At 72.8% G+C, this 19,726-nt stretch carries 24 protein-coding genes; 10 read left to right on the forward strand and 14 right to left on the reverse strand.

Features of this window, described 5'->3' with window-relative positions; all coding sequences use genetic code 11:
- Positions 1–9: 9 nt before the first annotated feature.
- Complete coding sequence (locus FHX81_RS40695) at positions 10–165, reverse strand: hypothetical protein (protein ID WP_170232130.1); 156 nt, start codon at positions 163–165, stop codon at positions 10–12.
- A 93-nt stretch (positions 166–258) separates the two neighbouring features.
- Between FHX81_RS40695 and FHX81_RS22270 the strand changes: the two genes are divergently transcribed.
- Both FHX81_RS22270 and FHX81_RS22275 read left to right on the forward strand, forming a co-directional pair.
- Positions 259–942, forward strand: coding sequence for a TrmH family RNA methyltransferase (locus tag FHX81_RS22270; RefSeq protein ID WP_141979987.1), 684 nt, complete (start codon positions 259–261; stop codon positions 940–942).
- 25 nt (positions 943–967) lie between these two features.
- Positions 968–2,038 (forward strand): glycoside hydrolase family 76 protein, encoded by a 1,071-nt coding sequence (locus FHX81_RS22275; protein ID WP_141979988.1) that lies wholly within the window; start codon positions 968–970, stop codon positions 2,036–2,038.
- Here FHX81_RS22275 and FHX81_RS22280 read toward each other — a convergent pair.
- Positions 2,027–2,992: a LacI family DNA-binding transcriptional regulator gene (locus FHX81_RS22280; protein WP_141979989.1), complete on the reverse strand. Its 966-nt coding sequence runs from the start codon at positions 2,990–2,992 to the stop codon at positions 2,027–2,029. The genes FHX81_RS22275 and FHX81_RS22280 overlap by 12 nt on opposite strands.
- Positions 2,993–3,069: 77 nt before the next feature.
- On the opposite strand from FHX81_RS22280, the gene FHX81_RS22285 reads away from it, so the two are divergent.
- On the forward strand, positions 3,070–3,894 hold the full coding sequence (locus FHX81_RS22285) for a PfkB family carbohydrate kinase (RefSeq protein WP_170232131.1): 825 nt from the start codon (positions 3,070–3,072) through the stop codon (positions 3,892–3,894).
- Positions 3,876–4,511, forward strand: coding sequence for a nucleoside/nucleotide kinase family protein (locus FHX81_RS22290; protein ID WP_246107925.1), 636 nt, complete (start codon positions 3,876–3,878; stop codon positions 4,509–4,511). The genes FHX81_RS22285 and FHX81_RS22290 overlap by 19 nt, the downstream gene beginning before the upstream one ends.
- Before the next feature lie 7 nt (positions 4,512–4,518).
- Here the strand turns inward: FHX81_RS22290 and FHX81_RS22295 are convergent, their stop codons facing one another.
- A complete protein-coding gene (locus tag FHX81_RS22295) occupies positions 4,519–5,124 on the reverse strand; it encodes a DedA family protein (protein WP_141979991.1) in 606 nt (201 codons plus the stop codon).
- A gap of 200 nt (positions 5,125–5,324) precedes the next feature.
- On the opposite strand from FHX81_RS22295, the gene FHX81_RS22300 reads away from it, so the two are divergent.
- Entirely contained in the window at positions 5,325–6,704 is a 1,380-nt protein-coding gene (locus FHX81_RS22300; RefSeq protein WP_141979992.1) for an FAD-binding oxidoreductase, read from the forward strand.
- Between the two features lie 3 nt (positions 6,705–6,707).
- Here the strand turns inward: FHX81_RS22300 and FHX81_RS22305 are convergent, their stop codons facing one another.
- The 5 genes from FHX81_RS22305 to FHX81_RS22325 form a co-directional block, all read right to left on the reverse strand.
- Positions 6,708–7,460 (reverse strand): DedA family protein, encoded by a 753-nt coding sequence (locus FHX81_RS22305; RefSeq protein WP_141979993.1) that lies wholly within the window; start codon positions 7,458–7,460, stop codon positions 6,708–6,710.
- A gap of 10 nt (positions 7,461–7,470) precedes the next feature.
- Positions 7,471–7,656 (reverse strand): hypothetical protein, encoded by a 186-nt coding sequence (locus FHX81_RS22310; RefSeq protein WP_141979994.1) that lies wholly within the window; start codon positions 7,654–7,656, stop codon positions 7,471–7,473.
- Positions 7,657–7,660: 4 nt separating this feature from the next.
- Positions 7,661–8,818, reverse strand: coding sequence for an N-acetylglucosamine-6-phosphate deacetylase (gene nagA / locus FHX81_RS22315; protein ID WP_141979995.1), 1,158 nt, complete (start codon positions 8,816–8,818; stop codon positions 7,661–7,663).
- Positions 8,815–9,720: an ROK family protein gene (locus tag FHX81_RS22320; protein WP_246107926.1), complete on the reverse strand. Its 906-nt coding sequence runs from the start codon at positions 9,718–9,720 to the stop codon at positions 8,815–8,817. The genes nagA and FHX81_RS22320 overlap by 4 nt, the downstream gene beginning before the upstream one ends.
- A gap of 389 nt (positions 9,721–10,109) precedes the next feature.
- The gene (locus FHX81_RS22325; protein WP_141979996.1) at positions 10,110–10,688 is read right to left on the reverse strand and encodes a SigE family RNA polymerase sigma factor; all 579 of its coding nucleotides are present in this window, start codon (positions 10,686–10,688) and stop codon (positions 10,110–10,112) included.
- 66 nt (positions 10,689–10,754) lie between these two features.
- Between FHX81_RS22325 and FHX81_RS22330 the strand changes: the two genes are divergently transcribed.
- The gene (locus FHX81_RS22330) at positions 10,755–11,033 is read left to right on the forward strand and encodes a YciI family protein (protein WP_141979997.1); all 279 of its coding nucleotides are present in this window, start codon (positions 10,755–10,757) and stop codon (positions 11,031–11,033) included.
- Here the strand turns inward: FHX81_RS22330 and FHX81_RS22335 are convergent.
- Together FHX81_RS22335 and FHX81_RS22340 are read right to left on the reverse strand one after the other, a co-directional pair.
- On the reverse strand, positions 11,030–11,908 hold the full coding sequence (locus FHX81_RS22335) for an SDR family oxidoreductase (protein ID WP_342787224.1): 879 nt from the start codon (positions 11,906–11,908) through the stop codon (positions 11,030–11,032). The genes FHX81_RS22330 and FHX81_RS22335 overlap by 4 nt on opposite strands.
- Positions 11,909–11,981: 73 nt before the next feature.
- The gene (locus tag FHX81_RS22340; RefSeq protein ID WP_141979999.1) at positions 11,982–12,914 is read right to left on the reverse strand and encodes an aldo/keto reductase; all 933 of its coding nucleotides are present in this window, start codon (positions 12,912–12,914) and stop codon (positions 11,982–11,984) included.
- Between the two features lie 109 nt (positions 12,915–13,023).
- On the opposite strand from FHX81_RS22340, the gene FHX81_RS22345 reads away from it, so the two are divergent.
- A complete protein-coding gene (locus FHX81_RS22345) occupies positions 13,024–13,848 on the forward strand; it encodes a TIGR03620 family F420-dependent LLM class oxidoreductase (RefSeq protein WP_141980000.1) in 825 nt (274 codons plus the stop codon).
- Here the strand turns inward: FHX81_RS22345 and FHX81_RS22350 are convergent.
- Positions 13,845–14,132 carry a DUF427 domain-containing protein gene (locus FHX81_RS22350; protein WP_141980001.1) on the reverse strand — a complete coding sequence of 96 codons (288 nt, stop codon included), beginning with the start codon at positions 14,130–14,132 and terminating at the stop codon, positions 13,845–13,847. The genes FHX81_RS22345 and FHX81_RS22350 overlap by 4 nt on opposite strands.
- A gap of 94 nt (positions 14,133–14,226) precedes the next feature.
- Here FHX81_RS22350 and fbaA point away from each other — a divergent pair, with 94 nt between their 5' ends.
- Positions 14,227–15,261, forward strand: a complete 1,035-nt coding sequence (gene fbaA / locus FHX81_RS22355; RefSeq protein ID WP_141980002.1) for a class II fructose-bisphosphate aldolase — start codon at positions 14,227–14,229, stop codon at positions 15,259–15,261.
- Positions 15,262–15,325: 64 nt separating this feature from the next.
- Here fbaA and FHX81_RS22360 read toward each other — a convergent pair whose 3' ends face one another.
- Positions 15,326–16,492, reverse strand: coding sequence for a serine hydrolase domain-containing protein (locus tag FHX81_RS22360; protein ID WP_141980003.1), 1,167 nt, complete (start codon positions 16,490–16,492; stop codon positions 15,326–15,328).
- A 65-nt stretch (positions 16,493–16,557) separates the two neighbouring features.
- Positions 16,558–17,673, reverse strand: coding sequence for a hypothetical protein (locus FHX81_RS22365; RefSeq protein ID WP_246108284.1), 1,116 nt, complete (start codon positions 17,671–17,673; stop codon positions 16,558–16,560).
- A gap of 294 nt (positions 17,674–17,967) precedes the next feature.
- On the opposite strand from FHX81_RS22365, the gene FHX81_RS22370 reads away from it, so the two are divergent.
- Both FHX81_RS22370 and FHX81_RS22375 read left to right on the forward strand, forming a co-directional pair.
- Complete coding sequence (locus FHX81_RS22370; protein ID WP_141980005.1) at positions 17,968–18,375, forward strand: DUF3151 domain-containing protein; 408 nt, start codon at positions 17,968–17,970, stop codon at positions 18,373–18,375.
- Between the two features lie 4 nt (positions 18,376–18,379).
- Positions 18,380–19,477, forward strand: coding sequence for an FUSC family protein (locus tag FHX81_RS22375; protein WP_141980006.1), 1,098 nt, complete (start codon positions 18,380–18,382; stop codon positions 19,475–19,477).
- Here FHX81_RS22375 and FHX81_RS22380 read toward each other — a convergent pair.
- A complete protein-coding gene (locus FHX81_RS22380; RefSeq protein ID WP_141980007.1) occupies positions 19,474–19,722 on the reverse strand; it encodes a hypothetical protein in 249 nt (82 codons plus the stop codon). The two genes, FHX81_RS22375 and FHX81_RS22380, sit on opposite strands and share 4 nt — an antisense overlap.
- Positions 19,723–19,726 lie beyond the last annotated feature (4 nt).

Raw genomic sequence — 19,726 nt, forward strand, 5'->3', positions numbered from 1 at the left:
GATCCGACCTCACTTGTCGGTGCTGCCGCCGCTGCCGCTTTCCCCACCTGCGAACACGAGGTTTTTCCTGTTCTGCTCGCCGACCGCGTGAAGCCGCCGGACCGAGTATTCCTGCCGAGCCGGAATCATGCCGCAAAGAGGGAGATCGGCAAAATGCGAGTTCATCTCGTAATGGCATCCCGGTAGGTCGGACGCATCAGGCTACCCGGTGTCCCGACTGACTTGGTCGGGCCCGGCCGGGTCGGTCATGATCGCCGCATGCGAGTGGTCCTCGAGGGGTTTCACGCGGTCAAGCACGCGGTTCGGTTCGGCGCGGCCGTGGGGACCGTGGTGGTGCTCGACCGGGACGAGGCGGTGGCGCTGGCCCGGTCCCACGCGCCGGACCTGGTGGAGGTCTTCGAACGGGCCGAGGTGGTGTCGGTCGCCGAGTTCGAGCGGGTGGTCGGGCGGTCGCACCCGACGGGGGTCGGCGGGCTCGCGGAACGGCCGGCGGTGGGGGTGCGGGAACACGGTGCGCCCCTGGTGCTGCTGGACAACCCGCGCAACCTGGGCAACTTCGGCGCGGTGATCCGGGTGGCGGCCGGGCTCGGGGCCGGCGGGGTGGTGTCCCTCGGCGACGTCGACCCGTGGCACCCGACCGTGCTGCGGGGCAGTGCCGGGTTGCACTTCGCGCTGCCCGTGGGTCGGTTGGACGGGCTCGACGAGGTCCGCGGCACGGTGATCGCGTTCGACGCGGGCGGGCGGGACCTGCGGGACCTGCGGATACCGGACGACGCGGTGCTGGCGTTCGGCTCGGAGCGGCACGGACTGTCGGCCGGCGTGCGGGCGCGGGCCGACCTCGTCGTCTCGCTGCCCATGCGGCCGAAGGTGTCGAGCTACAACCTCACCACCAGCGTCGCCATGGGGCTCTACCACTGGGAACTGTTCCGACGAGCTTCTTGACCGGTTCAGTGCGCAGGCTGGTGGGGTGACCACGACGAAGATCCTCGCCGCGCGCGCCGGTGTCGCCGAACGCGCGGTCGAGTCGCGGCACCTGCGCCGGGTCTGGGGCGTGCCGGGCACGGTCCTCGGCGCGGTCTCCTGGCCGCTCGACTGGTCCGGCCGGGCGCACGTCCGGTTCGGCTACTGGTGGCAGGCGCACCTGCTCGACTGCGTCCTCGACGCCCAGCTCCGCTCGCCCCGGCAGACCCGCGTGGCGCTGGTGCGGCGGCTCGTGCGGGGCATCCGGGTGCGCAACCTGACCGGGTGGACCAACGACTACTACGACGACGTAGCCTGGCTCGGGCTGGCGCTGCTGCGCGCCGAGCGGGAGGTCGGCATCGCCCGGCCGAAGGCCGTCGCCACCATCGCCGACCGGCTCCGCTCCGGGTGGACCGACCACGCCGGCGGCGGGATCTGGTGGAAGCGCGACGACGACTTCAAGAACGTCCCGGCCAACGGCCCGGCCGCGATCTTCTTCGCCCGCCTCGGCGCGCGGGCCGACCTCGTCCGCGCCCGGTCCACGGTGGACTGGATCGAGGACAACCTGGTCGACCCCGGGACGGGGCTGGCGTGGGACGGGCTGCACGTGCACCCCGACGGCACGATCCGCGAGATCGAGAAGAACCTCTACACCTACTGCCAGGGCGTGCTGCTCGGCGCGTGCGTGGAGCTGGGCGGCCGCTACCAGGACGTGGCGGCGCGGATCATCGACGGCGTCGACCGGCACCTGGCCGTCGGCGGCGTCCTGCGCGGGCACGGCGGCGGCGACGGCGGCCTGTTCGGCGGCATCCTCACCCGCTACCTGGCGCAGGCCGCGTTGCGGCTGGACCGGCCGCAGGCGGCCCGGGCGGCGGACATCGTGCTCGCCTCGGCCGACGCGGTGTGGGCGAACCGGACCGCGGTGGTCAGCGGGCCGCTGTTCGGCCCCGACTGGTCACGGCCCGCCGACAGGGACGGCGAGCCGGAACGGGACCTGTCCGTGCAGCTCGGCGGGTGGATGGCGCTGGAGGCCGCCGCCCTGCTGGAGCGCCACGACGTCGTGCCGTCACGCCGCTGAGTGGCAGCCGCACGACCCGCGGTGCCGCAGCTCGGGCGGCAGCCGGATCGTCTCCGGCTCCCGTACCGGGTCCTCGATGCGGGACAGCAGCAGCCGCACCGCGGTGCGGCCGATCTCCTCCACCGGCTGCGCCATCGACGTCAACGGCGGGTCGACCAGCTCGGCCCACTCCACCTCGTCGTAGGTCACCAGGGCCAGCTCCGACCCGACCCGCACACCTCGCGCGCGGGCCGTGCGCAGCACGTCCACGAGCACCTGGTGGTCGCTCACCACGACACCCGAGACCAGCCCGAGCAGCGGGCCCAACGACGGCCGCACCAGGTCCTCGTCCCACGCCAGCCCCGCCCGGCCGAGGCCGAGCCGGTAGCCCAGCACCCGCTCGTCGGTGGTCGCGAGCCCCGGCTGGCCCGACACCAGGCCGATCCGCCGGTGCCCCAGCTCCGCCAGGTGCCTGACCAGCGTGGACGTGGCCTGCACGTTCTCCGGGCCGACCTGGTCGACGTCGCGCGCCACGGTCAGCCGGTCCACCAGCACCGTCGGCACGCCCAGCCGGCGCAGCTCGGGCAACGCGGCCGAACCGGACGTCGGCGTGAGCAGCACCCCGTCCACCCGCCGCGAGCGCAGCATCCGCACCGCGGCCTGCTCGGACTCGGCGGTGTCGCGGGTGTCGATCAGCACCAGCGTGTAGCCCGCCCTGGTGGCCTCGCTCTCGATCGCCGCGATGAGCTCGGCGAAGTACGGGTGCGACACCAGCGACACCGCGAGACCGAGGGACTTCGTGCCGCCCGTGACGAGGGAGCGGGCGATGGCGTCACCGGTGTAGCCGGTCTCCTCGATCGCCTTGAGCACCCGTTCCCTGGTGGCCGGCGCGACCGACCTGGTCTCGTTGATCACGTGTGAGACCGTGGTGATGGAGACGCCGGCGAGACTGGCGACCTCCCGCATGGTGACCATGGACTCGTCCCCGTTCGGGCTTGCGCAAGCGATTGCGTGGGGACTTTACCGGGTAGGAGGGGCGTGCCGTGGTTTCGGTGCTGTGTGTCGGGCTGACGACCGTGGACGTGAGCCAGCGGGTGGCCGAGTTCCCGGTGCCGGGGCAGAAGGTGCAGTCGCTCGGCGTGCACCTCGCGCCGGGCGGTCCGGCGGCCAACGCGGCACGCGCGGTGGCCGCCCTCGGGCACCGGGCCGTGCTGCTGACCGCGGTGGGCGGCGAGCTCGGCGACCTCGCCCGGTCCCGGCTGCACCCGGTCGAGGTGCACTCGGTCGGGGCGGGTGGACCGGCGCTGAGCATGGTCGCGGTGCGCGAGCGCGACGGCGAGCGGACCGTGATCTCCCGCAACGCCGCCGGGTCCGCGGTGGACGTGGCCGTCGACCCGGCGCTGGTCGAGGCGGCCGACGTGGTGCTGGTGGACGGCCACCTCGGTCCGCTCGCGCTGGGGGCCGCACGGCACGCGAAGCGCCTGGGCGTGCCCGTCGTGCTGGACGCGGGTAGCTGGAAGCCGGTGCTGGACGACCTGCTGCCGCTGGTGGACGTCGCCGCGTGCTCGGCCGCGTTCGAGCTGTCCGAGGCCGAGGTGCACGCCCGCGGCGTGCCGCTGGTCATCCGCACCCACGGCCCGCGTCCCGTCACCTGGTCGCGTGGTGGTGCCACCGGCGCGCAACCGGTACCTGTTGTCGAAGCGCGCGACACCAACGGCGCGGGCGACGTGTGGCACGGTGCGCTGGCGGTCGCGGTCGCCCGGGGCCTGGCGGTGGACGACGCCGTCCGGTGGGCGAACGAGGTCGCCGCGGTGCGGGTGCGCCACACCGCGTGGGACTGGGTGGAGGAGCTGGGACGGTGGCGGGACAGCGGGTGAGGTTCGACGAGCTGGTCGACCGGGCGCGGCTGCTGGTGGACACCGGCGAGCGCAGGCTCCTGGGCATCGGCGGCGCGCCGGGCTCGGGCAAGTCGACGTTGGCGCGGCGGCTGGTCGACGCGCTGGGCGACGACGCCGCCCTGGTCGGCATGGACGGCTTCCACCTGGCCCGGCAGGAGCTCGAACGGCTCGGCGTGGCCGACCGCAAGGGCGCGCCGGACACGTTCGACGTCCCCGGCTACGTCGACCTGCTCGGCCGGCTGAAGGCGTGCGGGCCCGACGTGGTGTACGCGCCGGAGTTCCGCCGCGAGATCGAGGAGCCGATCGCCTGCGCGGTGCCGGTCGACCCGTCCGTGCCGCTGGTCGTCACCGAGGGCAACTACCTGCTGCTGCAGTACGACAAGTGGAAGCGCGTGCGGGTCGTGCTGGACGAGGCGTGGTTCCTGATGATCGACGAGGACCTGCGGGTGGCGCGGCTGATCGACCGGCACGTCCGGTACGGCCGGTCGCCGGAGGCCGCGCGCGACCGCGTCCTGCACGGCACCGACCACGTGAACGCGCTCATGGTGAACGCCTCCAAGTCCGTCGCGGACCTCGTGATCACCGAGGTGCTGTGAGACGGCGCTACGACGCGGCCGCGACCTCTTCGTCCACCGGCTTCTTCATCTCCTGCCGGTACCGGTACAGGCCGTAGGCGGTGCCGCCGACGAAGAACGCGATGCTGACCACCACCGCGACCGTCTCCAGCCACGGCACGGCCTGCAGCAGCCCCGCGCCGTAGTAGCCGGCCAGCACCAGCGTCGGCACCCACGCGATCGCGCCGATCGTCGTGGCGAGCATGAACCGCTTCGGGTCCATCCGCGCCGCGCCCGCGATCATCGGCGCCAGCGTGCGGACCCACGGGATCCACCGGGCCAGCACGATCGCCCAGAAGCCCCGGCGGTCGAGGAAGTCGCGGGCCTTGGCGAGGTTCTGCTTGTTGAGGACCTTGCCGCCGCGGCGGGCCAGCAGGCGCGTGCCGGTGTGCCGGCCGATGTAGTAGCCGATCTGGTTGCCCACGACGGCCACGGCGAGCGCGGCCCCCGAGAGCAGCCAGGCGGACAGCTCGGCGTCGTGGGACGCGAGCACCACACCGGCGGCGAACAGCAGCGAGTCGCCGGGCAGGAACAGGCCGAAGATGAAGGCGCACTCGAAGAAGATGAAGCTCAGCGTGATGAGCCACACGGCCATCGGGCCTGCGGAATCGAGCTGAACGAATGCGACAGTCTCGGACGTTGCGGACAACACCACGCCATGCAGCCTACGTGGGACCGCGGCGTCGACTGGGCGACATGGGGATAACGCCTTGCCGAAGCCGCGGCGTCGCTGCGGTGCGTGCGGGGGCGAACACGCACTGGAGTGATCGGCGTCACGGGGGTTAGCGTGGACGGATGGAGGCCTTGCTCGCCGAACTCCGCTCCGCGGTCGGCCCCGACGCGGTGCTGACCGACGTCGACGTCACCGCGAGCTACCAGCGCGACATGATGCCGCTCGCGCCCTACGGGCAGCCGCTGGCGGTGGTGCTGCCGACGTCCGCCGAGCAGGTGCAGGCCGTCGTGCGGGCGTGCGCCGCGACCGGGACGCCGATCGTGCCGCGCGGCGCGGGCAGCGGCCTGTCCGGCGCGGCCAACGCCGTCGACGGCTGCGTGGTGCTCGTGACCACGAAGATGAACGCCATCGTGGAGATCGACCCGGACAACCGGCTGGCCGTGGTCGAGCCGGGCGTGGTGAACCTCGACCTGCGCGGCGCGGTGGAGAAGCACGGGCTGTTCTACCCGCCCGACCCGTCCAGCTACGACTGGTGCACGATCGGCGGCAACCTGTCCACCAACGCGGGCGGGCTGTGCTGCGTGAAGTACGGCGTGACCACGGACTCCGTGCTCGGGCTGGACGTGGTGCTGGCCGACGGCGAGCTGCTGCGCACCGGCCGGCGGACCGTGAAGGGCGTGGCCGGGTACGACCTGACCAAGCTGTTCGTCGGCAGCGAGGGCACCCTCGGCGTGATCACCAGGGCGACCCTGGCGCTGCGGCCGCTGCCCCAGGCGCCCGCGACGCTGGTGGCCGCGTTCGCCCGCACGGCCGACGCGGGCGCGGCGGTGAGCCGCGTGGTCACCGAGGGCATCGTGCCGTCGTTGATGGAGATCATGGACCGCACGACCATCCGGGCCGTCGAGCAGTACCTGAAGACCGACCTGAACGCCGGCGCCGCGCTGCTGCTGTGCCAGTCCGACTCGGGCGGCGAGGCGGGGCGGCGCGAACTGGCCGCGATCGAGCAGGCGTGCGTCGCGGCGGGCGCGGAACTCGTCTACGCCACCGAGGACCTCGGTGAGGGCCGCGACCTGCTCGCCGCGCGGCGGGCCGTGCTGACCGCGCTGGAGGTCTACGGCGCCTGGCTGACCGATGACGTGTGCGTGCCGCGGACGAAGATCGCCGACCTGATCGCCGGCTGCGAGCGGATCAGCGCCGCGGCCGGGCTGCGGATCGCCGTGGTCGGCCACGCCGGCGACGGCAACATGCACCCGACGATCGTCTACGACCCGACGTCGGCCGACGAGTTCGCCCGGGCGCGGCGGGCGTTCGACGAGATCCTGGAGCTCGGGCTGGCCCTGGGCGGCACGATCACCGGCGAGCACGGCGTCGGCAAGATCAAGCGCGAGTGGCTGGCCCGCGAGATCGGCCCCGTCGGCCTGCGGGTCCACCGCGAGATCAAGCACGCACTGGACCCCGGGAACCTGTTCAACCCGGGCTCGATGTTCGACGCCCTCGGGTAGTGCCTAGTCGACGACGCGCTTGATCCGCTGGGTCTCGTCCATCCGGTCGTCCACCCGGTCGATGACCTGCGTGATGTCGGCCGCCTCCTGCGCGAGCAGCGACTTCTTCTCCCGCCGCGCCTTGACGACCTCGATGATGATCGGCACGACCGAGAGCAGCACGATCAGGATCAGCATCATCTCGAGGTTGTCGCGCACGAACTGGATCTGGCCGAGGAAGTAGCCCAGCACCGTCAGGCCCGCGGCCCACGCGATGCCGCCGATCAGCGAGTACGTGAAGTACTTGCGCGGGTCCATCCGGCCCACGCCCGCCATCGCGGTGATGAACGTGCGCACGATCGGCACGAACCGCGCCATCACGATCGCGCGCGCGCCGTACTTGTCGAAGAACTCGTGCGTCTTGTCGACGTACTCCTTCTTGAAGATCTTCGACTCGGGCTTGTTGAACAGCGCCGGTCCGGCCCGGTGGCCGATCCAGTAGCCGACCACGTTGCCCAGCAGCGCGCACGCCGTGAGCAGCACGCACACCAGCCACAACGGGTAGTCCAGCAGCCCCGAGGCCACGAACAGGCCCGCGGTGAACAGCAGCGAGTCGCCGGGCAGGAAGAAGCCCACCAGCAGGCCGCACTCCGCGAAGACGATGAAGCACAGCCCGACCAGCATGTAGGGGCCGAGTCCTTGGAGCAGGATCTGCGGGTCCAACCAGTCCGGACCGAGGGCAACCGTGGAGGTGGGCGCGACCGTCACGGCGACCACGGTACAGGCATCACCTGAGCGTCATGACCGCCACGACCGTGCCCGCCGCCAGCCCGAGCAGCACCGCCAACAACAAGACCCACCCCGCGCCCAACGACGGCCGGGTCCGCCGGAGGGGCACGTGCGGGTGCGCGCCGGTGCTGGTGGCCTGGGCGCGCAACGCGTCGGCCACCAGCTTCTCGTGGTCTTCGGGCACCCGGTCAGTCTTTCACCCACGCGCCCCGGACCATCACCTCGCGCGGCTTCAGCTCGCCGTCCAGCACCACGACGTCGGCCGCGAGACCGGCGCGCAGCTCACCCGTGCGGTCCTGCAGGCCGAGCAACCGGGCCGGCCGGGTCGACGTGGCGCGCACGGCCTCCTCCACCGTCAGGCCGCACGACTGCACCGCGTTGCGGAACGCGGCGTCCATGGTCAGCGTGCTCCCCGCCAGCGACGCGCCACCGGCGAGCGTCGGCACGCCGTCCACCACCCGCACCTCGAGACCGCCCACGTCGTAGACGCCGTCACCCACGCCCGCCGCCGCGATCGCGTCCGTGACCAGCACGGTCCGGTCCACGCCCGCGTGCCGCGCGGCGAGGCGCACCGCCGTGGGGTGCAGGTGCACCAGGTCGCAGATCAGCTCCACGGTGACGCGCTCGTCGTCCAGCAGCGCGCCGATCGGGCCGGGCTCGCGGTGGTGCAGCGGGCGCATGCCGTTGAACAGGTGCGTGGCGACCGTCGCGCCCGCCTCCACGGCGGGGCGGATCTGCGCCTCCGTGGCGTCGGTGTGCCCGATCGCGGCCAGGACATCGTTGTCGACGAGGTGGCGCACCGCGTCCACGCCGTGCTCCAGCTCGGGCGCGACGGTGATCATGCGGACCGCGCCGCCGCCCGCGCCGAGCAGCTTGTCGATCGACGCCCGGTCCGGTGGGCGGAGGATCGCGGGGTCGTGCGCGCCGCAGCGCGCGGCGGACAGGAACGGGCCCTCCAGGTGGATGCCCGCGACCACTTCGTCCCGCACCAGCTCGGCCAGCGCCTTGACCTGGTCGGCCAGCTCGGGGATCGGCCGGGACACGAGGCTGGCCAGCATCGTGGTGGTGCCGTGCCTGCGGTGGGCGTTCGCCGCCTTGATCACCCGGGCCGGGTCGGCGCTGGTGAACGCCTCACCGCCGCCACCGTGGCAGTGGATGTCCACGAAGCCCGGCACCAGCCAGCCGCCGCCGACGTCCGAGGTCGGGCCGTCCGGCGGCGCCCCCTCGCCGACGGCCGCGATCAGGCCGTCCCGCACCGCCACCCACCCCTGTTCGAGCACCCCGTCGGGCGTGACGACCCGACCACCGGTCAGGGTCACGTCCACGGGTCCACCCCACGTGCTCATCTCTCCTCCAGCATGTCGATGGCCAGCAGCGCGGCTCCGAGGCACCCGGCCTCGTCGCCCAACGCCGCCAGCCGCAGTTCCGGGCGTCGCTGGAACGTGATCAGCTCGTCCAGTCGTCCGCCCAGCGGATCCGTCAGCTTCGGACCCGCCAGCGCCAGGCCGCCGCCCAGCACCACGGCTCGCGGCCCCAGCAGTGCGGCCAGCAGCAGGATGCCCTTCGCGAGCGCGTCGACGGCCTCCTGCCACACCGCCGCCGCGTCGGTGTCGCCCGCGGTGAGCCGTGCCGCGACGTCCGCCGCGCCGTCGACGTGGCGGTTCGTGCGTTCCGCGTAGCGGCGGGCGATGGCGGCGCTGCTCGCCCGCGCCTCGACGCACCCGGTCTGCCCGCACCCGCACGGGTCGCCGTGGCCGACGTCGACGTGCCCGATCTCGCCCGGCGCGGACGACACCCGCCCGTCCAGCACGAGGGCGGCCGCGATGCCCGTGCCGATCGGCATGATGACCGCGTCGGCGAGGCCGCGGGCGTTGCCCTGGCGGAGCTCGGCCAGGCCACCGGCGCGGACGTCGTGGCCGAACGCGGTGGGCAGCCCGGTCGCGGCCCGGATCTCGTCGCGGAACGGGAAGTCGGCCCAGCCGAGGTTGGCCGAGTAGACGCCGGTGCCGGCCACCTCGTCCACGATGCCCGGCACGACCACCCCGACGGCGTCGACCGGTTGCCCGGACTCGGCGCGCAACTCGCTGATCAGAGCGGTGACGTCCGCGACCACCGCGTCCCCACCGGGCCGGGTCGGCCGACGCCGCTGCGCCACCGCCCGCACCCCGCGGTGGTCGCCGGCGACCACCGCGGCCTTCGTCCCGGTCCCGCCGACATCGACGGCTATCACGTGTCTTGTGCGCGCCACGAGGACCGATACTGCGGCATCCGACCGCCATTGGTCTATACCAAGTGTCCGATTGGGCTCTTCCGGCGTCACCGGGACCTCGTGCGACCCCGGCGCCGAGTTGTCCACAGGGCGCGTCCGGCGGGCGGGATTCGTCGGTGTCAGCCGGCAGGATCAAGAACAGGGGTTCCCCCTGGGCGGGGACCCCTGCGCAGCACGCGCATGGCACGGCGAGGCGTGGGTGGGAGCGGCCCGTCCGGCCGAACCGGTCCGGGAGGCGCGGTCGCCGAAGCCAGGGCCGGGGGCGGCCGGTGGGCCAGGCCCGGGAGCCGTGCCGGGCGAAGCGGGCCCGGGTGGCGGAACAGGCGCGGCAGGCGTGTGGTGGTCGTGCGGAGCGGGCCGGGCTGCGGCTAGTTGCCGGCCATGATCTTCTGCAACGCGTCCAGCGCCCGGCTCGCGGTGCTCTTCACCGTGCCCTTGCTGATGCCGGTGGCGTCGGCGATCTCGGCCTCCGACAGGTCGCCGTAGTACCGCAGCACGAGCACCTCCCGCTGCCGCGGCGGCAGTTGGGACAGGGCCCGGACGACCGCCTGGTGCTCGGCGGTGAGCATGGCCAGGCTCTCGGCCGAACGCGCGTTCGCCACGTGCGGCGGGGTGTAGTCGCGGGCCGTCTTGCGGCGGCGGAGCACGCTGCGCGAGCCGTTGACGACCGCCGTCCGCAGGTAACCCACGGCCGCCTGCGCGTCCCGCAGGTTCGACCAGTTGCGGTGCAGGCCGGTGAACGCCTCCTGGACCACGTCCTCCGCCGTGGCGGGCTCGTCGACCAGCAGCAGCGCCAGCCGGACCAGCCGCATCCGGTGCTGGCGGTACAGGTCCTCCAGGGTCAGCGGGCCGGTCGAGGCCGGAGCCGCGCCGTCCTGGATCCGCAGGTTCGTCAGCGTGTCCTGCACACGCGCGATGCCGCCGCTGTTCCGATCGGGACCGACCACGGAAAAGACGTTACCTCCTCACCCGGTAGCTTCGGCGCGGCGCTGCACAACGGAGGTGGGCTTTCGATGGCACGGTTCGCGGTCGAACTGGTGTACGGCGACAACACGGAGGAGCGGCTGGCGGTCCGACCCGCGCACCGCGAGTACCTGGCGACGCTGGTCGAACGGGGTGTGCTGCTCGTGTCCGGCCCCTACGCGGACCAGACCGGCGCGCTGCTGGTCTACGAGGTCGCCGACGAGGCGGAGTTGCGCGCGGTCATCGCCGCCGACCCGTACACGCACGCCGGCGTCGCGAAGGAGACGCGCGTGCACGAGTGGCAGACGGTGCTGGGTGCCTGGCTCTAGCCCTTCTTCGCCGAGGTCCGAGCGGAGGTGGCGGCCGCGGTACCGCCCGGCCCGACCAGACCGGACAGGTCGTTGGCCGCCATCTCGCGGTCGGCGGCGGGCACCGACTTCGGCGCCTGCCGGTCGACCACCTTGGGCGTGAACGCGCGGAACAGCTTCAGGCCGCCGACCCAGCCGGGCACGTGCACGGCCTTCGACCGCCGCGTGATCGCCCGGACCACGGCCTTGCCCACGTCCGACACCGGGTACTTCTTGCCCGCCAGACCCGGCATGCCGCTGCGCAGCGGCCCGAACACCGGGTGCTCGTCGGCGCTGTTCACCATGTCCGTGGAGATCCACGAGAAGTACGCCACGCCCACGTCCACGCCCAGGTGCCGCACCTCGGCCCGCAGGCTGTCGGCGAACGCCTCGCAGCCCGCCTTCGCCGCGGAGTACGCCCCGTTGCCCGGGATGTGCACGATCGCCGCCAACGACGACACGACCAGGCAGTAGCCCCGGCTCGCGATCAGGTGCGGCAGGCAGGTGCGGACCGTGCGCCACACCCCGAGCAGGTTCACCTCGATGACCCGCTCGAACGCGGCCGGGTCCATCGACCGGATGAACCCGGTGGCCGCGATGCCCGCGTTCGCCACCACCACGTCGATGCCGCCGTAGTGGTCGACCACGCCGTTCACCGCGGTCTCCAGCGCCTCCCAGTCGGTGACGTCGGCCTCCCACGCCCTGCCGCCGCACTGCTCGGCCACCTGCCGCAGCTGCTCGCCCTCCAGGCCGACCAGCGCGAGCTTCGCGCCCTTCGCGGCCAACCGCCGCGCCACCTCCGCGCCGATGCCCCTGGCCGCGCCAGTGATCAGGACAACCTTGCCCGCAACGTCCACGGTGACCTCCTCAGCGAGTACCAGCCAGGGAAGCCACCGTAACGCAACTTACCGCCAGTAAGCTACTGGAGAGTTAAACGGCGCTGGCCTCGGTCAGCGCCGCCACCTCGTCCGCCTCCAGCTCCAGGTGCAGGGCCGGGAGCAGGTCCGCGAGCTGCTCCGTCGTGCGGGCCGACGCGATGGGCGCGGCCACCGTCGGCTGCTCGGCCAGCCACGCCAGGGCGACCGCCGCCTGGGTGGTGCCGTGGTTCCCGGCGACCTCGTCCAACGCCGCGAGGATGCGCAGCCCGCGTTCGTCGAGGTACTTCGAGGCGGCCGCGGCCCGCGCGCTCTCCACCGTGACGCCCGGCCGGTACTTGCCGGTCAGGAAGCCCTTCGCCAGGCCCCAGTACGGCGCGGACGACAGCCCGTGGTCGGCCACCGCGCGCGACAGCTCACCCTCGTAGGAGCGGTCCACCAGGTTGTACGCCTGCTGGAGCGCCACGAACTTCGCGAAGCCCTCGCGCTCGGACACGGCCAGCGCGGACGTGAGCCGCTCGGCGGTGTAGTTGGACGCGGCGACGTGGCGGACCTTGCCGCTGCGGATCAGCCGGTCGAACGCGGCCAGCGTCTCCTCCTGCGGCGTGCCCGGGTCGTCCTGGTGCGCGTAGTACAGGTCGATGTGGTCCACGCCGAGGCGGCGCAGCGAGTCCTCCGCGGCGCGCTCGACCGTGTCGGCCTTGAGGTCGTCCAAGCCGCGCAGCATGCCGACCTTGGTCGCGACGACGATCGAGTCCCGGTCACCGCGGCGGCGCAGCCACCTGCCGATGATCGTCTCCGACTCGCCGCCGACGTGGCCCTCGGCCCACGCCGAGTACGCGTCCGCGGTGTCCACGAACGTGCCGCCGGCCGCCGCGAACGCGTCCAGCACGGCGAACGAGGTCTCCTCGTCGGCCGTCCAGCCGAACACGTTGCCACCCAGGCACAGGCGCGACACGTCGAGGTCGCTGGTTCCGAGTTTCGTCATGTCGCGAAGCTAAGCCGGGTGGTCCGGTCGTGCCGAATGGCGCAGCCAGGACTAAATCCCGGGACGGCGCGGTTGCCAGTCGACGGAGTCTAGTTCGCGGGGAGACGAAATGACGGTCGAGTTGGGCAGGTACGGCGTGTGGGACCGGGCCGCGCGCTGGGTGGGCCGCGGGTCGGACGCCGCGGAGCTGGAGGAGCTCGGCTACGGCGCGCTGTGGCTGGGCGGATCGCCCGACGGCAGCGTCCTGACCACGGCCTCCGAGCTGCTCGACGCCACGGAGAAGATCGCCGTGGCCACCGCCGCGGTGAACGTCTGGACGACACCCGCAGGCGAGGTCAACGACGGCTACCGGGCGCTGGCGTGGACCGACCGGTTCCTGGTCGGCATCGGCACCGGCCATGGCGAGCCGGCGGGTGAGGTGCGTCACAGCCCTTACCAGAAGCTGATCCACTACCTGGACGAGCTGGACGTGCCGCGCGACCGCCTCGCGCTGGCCGCGCTCGGACCGCGGCTGCTCCGGCTCGCCGCCGCGCGCACCAGCGTCGCCCACCCCTACATGGTGACGCCCGACTGCACGGCGCGGGCGCGGGAGACCGTCGGCGCCGGCGTCCTGCTCGCCCCGGGGCAGCACGTGGTGCTGGAGAGCGACCCGTCACGAGCCCGTGACCTGGGACGGGAGGCGCTGGCCGAGTACCTGGCGCGCGCCGACCACACCCCCGACTGGCTGCGCGACGGGTTCACCGAGGAGGACCTGGCGGGCGGCGGCAGCGACCGCCTGGTGGACGCCCTGGTCGCCTGGGGCGGGGTCGAGCGGGTCGCGGCACGCCTGCGCGAGCACCACGAGGCGGGCGCCGACCACGTCGCCGTGCGGGTGGTCGGCGCCTCCGACGCCCGGCGGGCGCTGCGCGACATCGCCGCCGCGCTGGCCGACTAGCTCGCGGTGACCTCGACGCCGTTCCAGAACGCGACGTGGCCCTTGATGTTGGCCGCGGCCGCCTTGGGTTCCGGGTAGTACCAGGCGGCGTCGGGGTTCTCCGCGCCGTTGACGTGCAGCGTGTAGTAGCTCGCCGTGCCCTTCCAGGGGCAGACCGACGTGGTGTCCGACGGCCTGAAGTACTGGGTGTGCACGGACTCCGGGGGGAAGTAGTGGTTCCCCTCCACCATCTCGGTCTTCTCACTCTCGGCGATGATCTCGCCGTTCCACCGTGCGATCGCCATGACACCACTATGCCGTTGATCATCTTCGTCCGCCGGGTGGTGGCCGTAGGATGCTGCCGACACCGCGTTCCGGGCACCCGAGGAGGACCCACAGATGCCCATCGCAACCCCCGAGGTCTACGCCGAGATGCTCGACCGCGCGAAGGCGAACGAGTTCGCCTACCCCGCGATCAACGTCACCTCGTCCGAGACCCTCAACGCGGCCCTCCGTGGATTCGCGGAAGCCGAGAGCGACGGGATCATCCAGGTCTCGACCGGTGGTGCCGAGTTCGCCTCGGGCACCAAGGTCAAGGACATGGTGACCGGCGCGGTTGCGCTGGCGGAGTTCGCGCACGTGGTCGCCGAGAAGTACCCGGTGAACATCGCGCTGCACACCGACCACTGCCCGAAGGACAAGCTGGACGGCTACGTCCGGCCGCTCGTCGCGATCAGCCAGGAGCGGGTGGACCGCGGGCTCAACCCGCTGTTCCAGTCGCACATGTGGGACGGCTCGGCCGTGCCGCTGGACGAGAACCTGAAGATCGCCTCGGAGCTGCTCGACCTCACCGTCAAGGCGAAGATCATCCTCGAGATCGAGGTGGGCGTCGTCGGCGGCGAGGAGGACGGCGTCGCGCACGAGATCAACGAGAAGCTCTACACCTCGCCCGAGGACTACCTGAAGACGGTGGACGCCCTCGGCGCCGGTGAGAAGGGCCGCTACCTGGTCGCGGCGACGTTCGGCAACGTGCACGGCGTCTACAAGCCGGGCAACGTGAAGCTGCGCCCGGAGATCCTCAAGCAGGGTCAGGACGTGGTGGCCGAGAAGCTGGGCCTGCCGGCCGGCTCCAAGCCGTTCGACCTGGTCTTCCACGGCGGCTCCGGCTCGCTGCTGGAGGAGATCCACGAGGCCGTGACGTACGGCGTGATCAAGATGAACATCGACACGGACACGCAGTACGCGTTCACCCGGCCGATCGTGGGCCACATGTTCGCCAACTACGACGGCGTGCTGAAGGTGGACGGCGAGGTCGGCAACAAGAAGGCCTACGACCCGCGGTCCTACCTCAAGGCCGCCGAGCAGGGCATGGCCGCCCGCATCGCCCAGGCGTGCGAGCACCTGAAGTCGTCCGGCCGCATGATCGCCGGCTGACGGTCCCCCGCACGTCCGAACGGCCCCCTCCGGGTTTTCCGGAAGGGGGCCGTTCGCGCAGGTCCTACCGGCCGTACATGCGGCAGACGGCGGCGTGGAACAGGGCCTGCTCGACCGCGGTGTTCTCCGGGGCGAACCGCTCCATCCGGGTGGTGAGGACCGTGACGGTCCGCGTGCCGGTGCGGTCGGCGAAGGCGTGGGTGGAGTAGCCGGGCAGGCCGCCGGTGTGGCCCCAGACCGTGCCGCACGGGGTGCCGACCTCCATCACGCCGAGGCCGTAGCGGTCGGTCCCCGCGTCCTGCGGGACGGTCGCGAGCATGGCCCGCAGCTGCTCGCGCGGCAGCAGCCGGCCGGAGAGCAGGGCGGACTGGAAGCGCTGCCAGTCGCGGGCCGTGGACGTCATGCCGCCCGCCGCCCACGCGGGGCTGACGTCGATGCCGGTGACGTCCACGTGGTCGTGGTGCTCGGGGCCCGCGAACCCGAGGCCGGGCGGGGTGCCCGGCGGCAGGTGCGGCGCGAGGTGCTCGGCGTCCGGCTCGTAGCCGTGGGCGTGCCGGCCGGGGAACGTCGCGTCGGTGGGCAGGTGGGTGTCGGTGAGCCGCAGCGGGCCGGTGACGCGGCGCGCGACCAGCTCGCCGTAGGTCACGCCGGACGCGCTCTCCAGCACCATGCCGGCGAGCGTGTAGTTGGTGTTGCTGTAGTCCCAGCGCTCGCCGGGCGCGAACAGCGGCGGGTGCTCGACGGCGACGGCGACCAGCTCGGCGGGCCGCCACCGGCGCGGCTCCTGACCGGTGATCAGGCCGACCAGCCGCGGGTCGTCGAGGAAGTCGTACAGGCCGCTGGTCTGCTTGAGCAGCATCTCCACCGTGATGGCGCCGCCGTTCGGCACGACACCGGGCAGCCACCGCTCGACCGGGTCGGCCAGGGCCAGCCGGCCCTCGGCGACGAGCTGGAGCGCGATGGTCGCGGTCACCGTCTTGGTGTTGGACGCGACCCGGAACCGGTCGTCCGGGCGCAGGCGGTGGTCGCGGCGCGTCCAGGGCGCCTGGCTGGCGAACTCGGTGACGCGGCGGCCGTCGTCGACCCGGACGATCACGCCCGGCGCGCCCGCCGCGACGAGCTCCTCGGCCAGGTCGGTGAGGCGGTCGGTGGCGGACGCCGGGCCGGCCGCGGTGCCCACCAGCGCGGCGGCCAGGACGGCCGCGGTCGTGGTGCGCAGAAGTGTCCGCATGGGACTCCCCCCTCGGGATCGGGACTTGCCCGGTCAATCCTCGGGGGGAGCGGGGTCGAGCGGGATCAGGCGGTCACCAGTGATCGTCGGGGGGTCTGCCCCACCTTCACCCGGTCCACCACCAACCACAGCACGGCCAGCACGACGAACGTCGCCGCGGCGGACGGGTAGAGGATCGGCGGCGCGGCGTCCAGCTCCTGCTGCGCCCAGATGCCGCCGTAGCCCAGACCTGTGACGGCCGCCGAGCCGAGCACCGCGGCCAGCGGCGCGGGCAGCCCGCCCAGGTGCGCCGCGTCCACGGCCAGGCCGATGAGCAGCAGGAACACCGGCACGGTCGACAGCGGGAAGTCGGCGACGCCCAGCAGCGGCCAGATCAGCAGGCGGTAGGCGACGTAGCCGCCCGCCACCGCCGTCGCGGCCCACGGCGTGCCGATCGTGCGGCGGGCGAAGACCAGCACCAGGGCCGCCGCGACCAGGCCCCACACCGGGTACACCCAGTCGGCGATGGGCAGCGAGAACTGCACGATCGACTCGCGGTCGACCGGGCGGCCGATCTGGTCGGCGGCGAACTGCAGCAGGCTCGGCTCGGCGTACGGGTCGCCGCGGTCCCACGAGGCGATCTCCAGCACGCCGTACTCCTGGTGCTGGTTGGGGAACCACATGTTCTCCAGGAAGAAGAACCACAGCCCGGCCAGCCCGAACCGCCGCCACCGGCCACCGTCCGGGTAGAGCTTGATCCAGCCGCGGATCGCACCGGCCAGCATGATCGCGGTGCCCAGGTACAGCAGGGCGTGCGACCCGCTCCACGACGTGATGTCGAGGCCGTTGATCCGGTGGTTGATCAGGTCGATGGGCAGCGCGACCAGGAAGATCCCGGTGCCCCACTGCATCAGCCGCAGCGCGGTCCTGTCCGCGCCGTAACCGGTGTAGGTGTGGAACAGCGTCAACCCGACCACGATCACCGTGCCCACGGTGTTGATCAGGTGCGGTGGCGCCAGCTCGTCGCGCAGCCACTTGAAGTGCCAGGCCACGTCCCACGAGGAGCCGATCAGCTTGAGCAGCAGACCGACCAGCCAGAGCTTGTAGAGCCCGGCGACGAGCGCCGGTGGCGTCTCGCGCCCCGGCTCGCCGCGCTCCCAGTACTGGTCGCGGAAACGCGCGACGCGGTTGGTTACCCCCATGTTCACCCGCCCATGATGCGTCCCGGTGGGGGTGGCTGGAAGGGTGCCCCGCCCTGGTATTTCCCGGGATCTCCCCTAGGGGGTGGTCGTGACCAGTGGATTCCCGGTTCGGCTCATGCTAACAGGTGATCGGCGTTGCTCCGAATGGCCGCGACCGGGAAAGGTGCGCCCTGAGAGTTCACTGAGGACCGAGGAGCGCGTGCATGGGCAAGAAGGTCGTGGCCGGCGTCGTCGTCACCGCGTTGGTGCTGGCACTGGTCGCTGCGGTGGCCCGGGTATTCCTAAGCTGACGGCATGGAGAACCTGCTCGGTCCCGAACCCACGTTGCTGCCCGACCGCCCGGAGGCGCAGGCCGCCGCCGAGGCGGGCACCGACCCGGCCAAGATCGTCCGCGCCTACCCCGACTTCAGCGAGGCGTGGGCGCTGCTCGCCGAGCGGGCGTTGCAGACCGGCGACCCGGTCGCCGGGTACGCGTACGCGCGCACCGGCTACCACCGCGGCCTGGACCAGCTGCGCCGCTCGGGGTGGAAGGGCCACGGCCCGGTGCCGTGGTCGCACCGCGGCAACCAGGGCTTCCTGCGCGCGCTGGCGGCCCTGGCCCGGGCCGCCGACGAGATCGGCGAGACCGAGGAGTACGAGCGCTGCCGGAAGTTCCTCGCCGACAGCGACCCGGCGGCGCCCGCCGCGCTCGGCCTGAGCTGACCTCGTGGTGGCCGTGCGCGACGAGGTGGCGCGCAGGCTGAAGCGGTGGCGGAGCACGGCCTTGCCGATCGGCCAGGCCGCGCTCGCCGCCGGCCTGTCCTGGTTCGTCGCCACCGAGGTGGTGGGCCACGCGCACCCGTTCTTCGCGCCGATCGCCGCCGTCGTCTGCCTCGGCGTGTCGCTGGGGCAGCGGCTGCGGCGCGTCGTGGAGCTCGTCGTCGGCGTGTCCGTGGGTGTCGGCGTCGGCGACGTGCTGATCTCGCTGATCGGCTCGGGGCCGTGGCAGATCGCGCTGGTCGTGGCGCTGGCGATGTCGACGGCCGTGCTGCTCGACGGTGGCGCGGTGATCGCGCTGCAGTCCGGGTCGTCGGCGGTGCTGGTCGCGACGCTGCTGCCGCCCAGCGCGGGCGGCGGGCTGGACCGGATGGTGGACGCCCTGGTCGGCGGGCTGGTGGGGCTGGCGGTGACGGCGCTGCTGCCGGCCAACCCGCTGACCGTGGCGCACCGGCAGGCGAAGGTGGTGCTGGGCGAGCTGACCGAGGCGTTGCGCGGTGTGGCGACGGCGGTGTCCGAGCACGACGCCGTGCAGGCCGCGGGCGTGCTGGCGCGGCTGCGCGACAGCCAGGAGGCGGTGGACGAGTTCGCGTCGGCGTTGAGGACCGGCGGCGAGATCGCGACCATCGCGCCGATCCGCCGCCGGCGGCGGCACGAGCTGGGCCGGTACGAGACGGCCGCGGTGCCGGTGGACTACGCGCTGCGCAACACCAGGGTGCTGGCCCGGCGGGCGCTGGCGGCGTTGCGCGACGGCGAGCGGATGCCGGACGTGCTGCCCGACGTGCTGCGGCGGTACGCGGACGCGGTGGACGTGCTGCGGGCAGAGCTGGGGCGCGGTGACGAGCCGAAGAAGGCGCGTGCGGCGATCTGCTCGGCGGCGGCGTGCGCCACGGCGCGGCACCTGGGCGGCGAGGGGTTCTCCACGAAGGTGGTGCTGGCGCAGGTGCGCTCGGTGGCCGTGGACCTGTTGCAGGCCACCGGTCTGTCGCGGAACGAGGCGGCGTCCTCGTTGCCGCCCCTCACGAGGAAGGGCGGCGACGACGTCTAACCCTCGGGACGGTTCAGCACGCCGAGCAGGACGGCGTGCACCGCCTCGTGGTCCTTCTCGTCGGCCAGGCGGCACGACGCGCCGGTGACGGCGTACCACTCCTCCGCGCCCTCGTAGCGCACCAGCGCGCGCAGCTCGCCGTTGTCCAGCGTGGTGCGCAGCTCCAAGTCGCCGGTCACCACGCCGACTTCGTCGGTCATGACGCCGCCGGGTCCGGCCACGAACGCGGAAGACAGGTCAGCCATCGGT

Source organism: Saccharothrix saharensis (assembly GCF_006716745.1).
Classification (GTDB): Bacteria; Actinomycetota; Actinomycetes; order Mycobacteriales; family Pseudonocardiaceae; genus Actinosynnema; species Actinosynnema saharense.